General features: G+C 41.8%; 2 protein-coding genes. Both read right to left on the bottom strand.

Annotation, left to right across the window (positions count from 1 at the left end; translation table 11 throughout):
- The coding region (locus EA341_RS18940) for a PKD domain containing protein (RefSeq protein WP_293016747.1) at positions 1 to 2825 on the bottom strand (2825 nt) is incomplete at its 3' end.
- A 129-nt stretch (positions 2826 to 2954) separates the two neighbouring features.
- Positions 2955 to 6095, bottom strand: a complete 3141-nt coding sequence (locus EA341_RS18935; RefSeq protein ID WP_293016746.1) for a PKD domain-containing protein — start codon at positions 6093 to 6095, stop codon at positions 2955 to 2957.
- Between the last annotated feature and the right edge of the window lie 227 nt (positions 6096 to 6322).

The following is a 6322-nucleotide window of genomic DNA, read 5'->3' as shown; positions in this document are numbered from 1 at the left end:
TAGTCTCCACTGGGCACATCTGTCAATCGGGGTCCTGTGCTGCCATCAAATTCCCAAACATAGGCATAGGGGCCAAGCCCCCCTTTACTTATTGCTAAAAGAGAACCTGATGCACTTCCCGGACAGGCGACATTTTCAAGAATAAATTCTGTTTCTAAAGGTTCAGGAGACTCTATTTCAACTGCTACCGGAAAATCACATCCGCTGGCGTCCCTGACCGTAATATCGTAAGAACCTCTTTCCAGACCGAAAAGCTGGAAATCCCTTTCTATAATCAGCGCGTCTGACCAATCAACGGTAAAAGGTGCTACTCCTCCTGTTATGGAGAAATTAGCCTGTCCATCCCCTGAATTAAAACACAGCGCATCAATTTCTTGAACATCACCCAAAAGTTCCATTGGATCAGCTTCTTCTATGCTTAAATCCTCGAGGAATATTTCACATCCACCGGCATCTCTTACCAATACTGAGTAAATACCTGCACCTAGATTATTGACGGATGCTGCATTGAGACTTTCATTATGAGACCAGATAAAGGTATATTCTCCCGAACCTCCATTTACATCTATCTCAATTTTCCCGGCAGTGGTTCCAGCACAAATCAATTCTGAAATGTCTCCTACTGAAGCCTGCATAGGAGGATTAACTGTAACAGCAAGCCTATCGGATTCTCCCCCGCAGCTTGGGTTGGTTTCACTGACTTCTTCATACCAGATTTCCCCTGTAGCACCTGGACCTGGCCATTCAACTTCCACTTCTTCTGTATCTGTGTCCGATAGAAAAGTGCCACCTGTAACAAACCACTGGTACTTCCTTCCAGGTATTTTATCCCTTACTGAGTAGAACTGTGAGGCCCCTTCTACAAAACACACAGCTGCTATACCCCTCGGTTTTCCCGGTACAATGGAATCATTGATAAACACATCAATTACCTGAGCCTTTCCCTGACAACCTTCACTTGTCAAAGGTATTGCTACAACCTTAGCATCAGGGTCAAACTCTCCCCAAAGTATTGTAATTGAGAAATCAGTTTCATCCACTACCTCCCCTCCTATCACTTCCCATAGTATAGCTTCAGTATTTTCTGGGTTTTCAAAAGTATAAGTTGCCTCGTCTATCAAGGGACAAACATTATCAGGGCCTTCTAATTGTCCATCGGTTTCAACTACTGTCACTTCAAATGTAGCTTCCTCCATTTCGTCACAGGATCTATCACCTGTCATGGCAATAATTTTCACCTGAAATGTACCCGGCTCTTCAAAAATATGTTCAACAGTAGCCCCTTCCTTTATCTCATCATCATTTTCAAACTGCCATTCAAAAATCACGAATTTTGAGTCTCTGGGAATAACCGTCCAAGAAGCCATTTCTCCCAAGCAGGCAACATTCTCCCCATCCACCTCAAATTCATAATCCACCTCTGTTTCAAAATTCAGGTTATTGATACTCGCGCCGGCCGAATAACCATAGGATTCTATAAATCCTGAACCATACACATAACCTACTATCCCTTCAGGATTGCTAAGGGTATGGCTTCCTTCAGAGATTTCAATCCTGGCATAAGAAAGTGTAGGATTACCGGGAACGGGTTGAAATTGTGCTCCTATATTTTGACCATCTAAAACTGTTTGTCCGGCACTTTCCGTTTTGGATAGTATATTGACAAAATGCTTCACTATTCCCTCAACCTGCAAGGCTGAAAACACTGTACTTCTGATCAGTTGATTATTTGGACTTAGGGTAATCATGGTAGGATCCCCATCGCTGGCTCCTGCACCTGACTGTACATTACAAAAATAACTTTTTGCAAAAGTGGTCACTGCAATAGGCTTATCTCCGGTAATATTGGCGAGTTCATCCCTATCAAAAGAAAAGGAAATATGTCTCCCTGCATTGAGTGTAGCCCTTTGTTGGCCGTTCACAAAAACACGGGTATTGTTCTCAGATGCAAGAACCTTGACCATTTCACCGGATGTACGTCCTGCGAATGGAATATGTACGTATTCTTTTCCCCATGCAAATGTGGGGTAAGTCTGCTGGAAAAGGTGATCTCCTGTAGACCCATTACAATCCTGTGCAACTGAAGTCATTTTATTCCCCCCAAATACTGCCACATTCTTACAGTCATCACCCGAACTATTGACCACCCTCACCCTTGAACCCGTCAAGTCTCCCACAGACTTTACCTGATAGCTTTCTCCCTTACTCAGCACCACAGAGATTGTTGAGCCCTGAGGAATTGGTACAGGATCATTGGATTGCGCTGTAATGTTAATTTCCACTCTTGTGTCGTCCTCTACAGCTACTACTAGAAGCGTACTTTCGAAATTGATATTAGAACCTGGGTCAACGCCAGGGTTGAAGTTTTCATGATGTGCCGTGACATAGTAATCCTTACCAAGTGAGGGCAAGGGTAAAATAACTGTTCCATCTGCACTCCTTGCTCGGAAATTAAAAGCGTGTACAGAAATATTGCCATCTGAAACTATACTTACACCCTTGTTCTCTATTTGCCTTGAACTTCTGTGTATTATGTCGATTCCATCTTGAGGAAACTCGTAAATAAATTGTTTGCCGGCTTCTACTGTAAAAGGAATAGAGTTACTTTCGTACTGAATTACTCCTGAGGCATCTTCTTCTGCAGAAATGATTATGGAAGCCTGATCCAGCCTGGACACAGGTGAAGTGGTACGGTTATTTTCCATAAAACCCAGAAAAAATTCCCTTCCAATCGTAGTGGATTGACCAAAAGTCAAAGTGCTACTACCCAAGAAATATCCAAGTATGATAAGGAATTGACTTAATTTTTGCAGACTACTTCGCATTTTCTTCAGCTACCGCCACTTAGCACAGCATCACACCTTCATTAATGATGATTTCAATATAATAAAAACCATCAGTGTTAAAATGAATTTGCAGCGTAATTGTTCTCAATATTGCTTATTAAGCTGAATTTATCGGATAAGGGTGAAGATTCCCCTTTGTTCCTCAGATTTTTGCTCTCCATTAAGGATAAAATCATATCGTACGAGATAAGAATAAGAACCCATTGGAGCATCTCTGTCAGCAATCTTCCCATCCCAACCTGAATTACCAGTAAAAATCATCTGGCCCCACCTGTTGAATATGGTGATGGTAAAGGAAGTCTCACAATTGGATACCCCTTCATACAGGCCTTCTTCTGGATTAAATCCAGTAGGCATCCTTACTTTAGGCCCTTCTTCCAGCAATATTCCTATTCCTACACTTATACAACCTCTGCTGTCCTGTACTTCGACCTCATAAGTCCCCGATGGAACACCTGCAAGCAATGCATCTGAGCTTCCATCAAATTCCCATGAATAGGTCAGGGGTCCAAACCTTGCATCTGGTATTGCCAAAAGTTCACCGTTTGATTCTCCCGGACAGGTGGGTTTCTGTACCCTCACTTCAAATGTTTCAGCGGGAGTTTCCTCTATTTCAAAAGAAACTTGTAATTGACAAAGATTCGCATCCAGAACTTCAAATTCATGAAAACCAAAAGGTAAATCCAGTATCCTGATCTCATTCCCCTCCACCATTGCATTTGGAATGTCCAGGGTATAAGGCAGCGTACCTCCCTGTAATATCAGGATGGCTTCAGCATCATCTCTCCCAAAACAGCTTGGAGATATCTTGTCGATTCGGTTGACACTGAATAAATCCGGTTGGCTTACCTCTATGTTTTCAATCAGCAATTCACAACCGAAACTATCCTTGACTTTAACATTATATGAACCTGAAGACAAAGAGGTTGCAATGGCTTCATTCAAAGTTGGATCATGGGACCACTCAAAAGTGAAAGGAGCCACACCGCCTGAGACCTTGATGCTTATTTGGCCTGAATTGTCTTCAAAACACACTAAATCTTCCACCTCCCCTATTTCTACATCAAAGGCTCCACCCACTTCCACAAATAATACTTCCGATTCACCAAAGCAGTCTGGATTTAGGATTGAATTGGTCCTATACAGTAATTCCCCAATGACATTTTCCTGATCCCACCTCACCTGAACGCTGGCTTCATCTGTAGGACCAACAATCTGCCCATTGGTCACCTCCCAAGTATAAGTCCTGGAATCACTTGGATTTGGTATGGTATAAGTAGTGATTGAATTTGGGTCAAAGCAGATTTTTGTATCTCCTTCAATATTTTCGGCAATAATCACTTCTGAAATGGTAACAGGAATGACAATTGGTTCACCTGGGCATCCTTCGATAGTATAAGGAATTGCAGTAAGAGATGCATTGGGATTGGTAGTTCCCCAGGCTACTTTTGCCCTTGTTCCTGTACTATTTACTTCCAATACCTCCCCACCATCAGCAATCCATTCTACTTTACTAAAAGGTGAGTCAGAGAAAAATCCATAAGTTAATTCTTCCACATCAGGGCAAACAGAATTCAAGCCCCCAATTTCTCCATCAGTTTCCAAAACACTCACTTCAAAAGTTATTTCCTCCTGTAAATCACAGCTAAACTCACTGATGGAAGCAGTTACTTTAACTTCATAGGTTCCCGGTTCCGTGTAAACATGGTTAACAAGCTTACCTATTTTGGCATCAGAATCATCTCCAAAGTCCCAAACAAAGTAAGTGAATACTTCATTTTCCGGAAAAATTTCCCAATCGGCAACCTGATTGAGGCAGGCCACTCTTTCTCCTTCAACATCAAATTCATACTCCGGCTCCACTTCAAAATTGAGATTATCCAAACTTGCCCCAGTAGCATAGCCATAGGATTCAATTTCGCCAAAGCCATAAACATATGCGATAAAACCCTCAGGATTATCAAGTCGGTGTACACCCTGATTGATAAAAATCCTTGAAAAAGCATATTCAGGATCTCCAGGTACAGGTTGGAAATTACCTCCTATCATCTGTCCATCCAAAGAAGTTTGATTCACCGCGTCTGATTTAACCAGGATATTGACATAATGCCTATTGATGGAAGGTAACTGAATCGCATTAAAGGTGATAGAAGTTAGAAGCTGTTCATTTGGGCTATACGTAATCATAAATGGATCTCCATCCAGGTAAAAAGGTTCGGCCGGGTTATTACATTCCTGACTTTTTGAAAATCCAGTAACAGCAGAAGGTTTGGAGGTCTTTATACTTGCCGTAAAATCAGAGGGGAAATCAAAAGTCAAAAACTGACCTGCATTGATTGTTCCCGCATTTTCACCGTTGATGGTAACCGTTGTGTTATTTTCGGAAGCAAGAACTTTTACCAATTCTCCCGATGATCTCCCATCATATGAAATATGGATGTAATCCATACCCCAAGTTGCAGTAGGATACATTTGTTGGTAAAGGTGATCATTTGCACCACCGCAATTGCCCACACTGGTCCATTTATTTCCACCGAATACCGCAAGGTTTTTACAATCATCAGCGGTATCACCGACTACCCTCACCCGTGTACCTGTGAGGTCGTCCCGCGCTTTGAGTTGATAGGATTGACCGGTATTCAATTCAATATTAAATGGTGTTCCTGCAGCATTACCGGTAAGTGTATTGACACTGGGTGTGATTTCTAAGCGTGTATTTTCTTCTACCGCTACGATCAAAAGTGTACTTTCATCATTGACATTTGCATTGTAATTGACATCAACGGTCATTACTTCATAATGAGAAGTTACATAATAATCCTTTCCTAAAGCTGAGAGGGGCAATATGACAGTACCGTCTGCTGAGCGTCTTCGCTCATTAAAGGCATGTACTGCAATATTTCCAGAGGAATTGATATAAACACCTTTGTTCTCCACTACACCTGCCAATCTAGAGAGAATGTCAAAGTCTTCAATCCTATGCACCAGTTGCTGACCCGCGTTCAAATTAAAATCAATTGTGGTATTGCCATATTGTAATATTCCTGAGGCCTGTTCACTGGCTGTAATGATAACAATTCCATAATCCAGAGCTGTATTCTCGGGGGTGTTTCCCTCTACCCTGAAGTTATCCATAAAGCCAAACCAAAATTCCTTCCCTACTGTGCTTAACTGTGCATTAGCAGGAAACGAGTAGCTACTGAGAAAGCTGACTAAGAAAAATAATTTAAGGAAATCTTTACTACGCATCCGGTTAAAGTAATCGACACTCAATATATCATTCTAATTTTTAAAATGTTTGGCTCAAAGGGTTTTAATTGGAGGAAATATGGTTGAAATATAGTGGAAACTGGAGCTTTAGCGAAGGTCCCGAGAGTGAAGCAATTCGGGATATAGTATAAATATGGGGGTGGCTGGGTGTGGGGTTAGACTTGATCTGGGGCGGAGATTTAAGGGGAAATATAGTTGAAATATAG

This window comes from Mongoliibacter sp. (genome assembly GCF_007692705.1).
Taxonomy (GTDB): Bacteria; Bacteroidota; Bacteroidia; order Cytophagales; family Cyclobacteriaceae; genus Mongoliibacter.
The sequence above is the reverse complement of the archived record's forward strand: the minus strand, read 5'-3'. Positions and strand labels throughout refer to the sequence as shown.

Coding starts and splice junctions, on each gene's coding strand:
- EA341_RS18935 (WP_293016746.1), bottom strand. CDS start 6,095: ATGCGTAGTAAAGATTTCCTTAAATTATTTTTCTTAGTCAGCTTTCTC.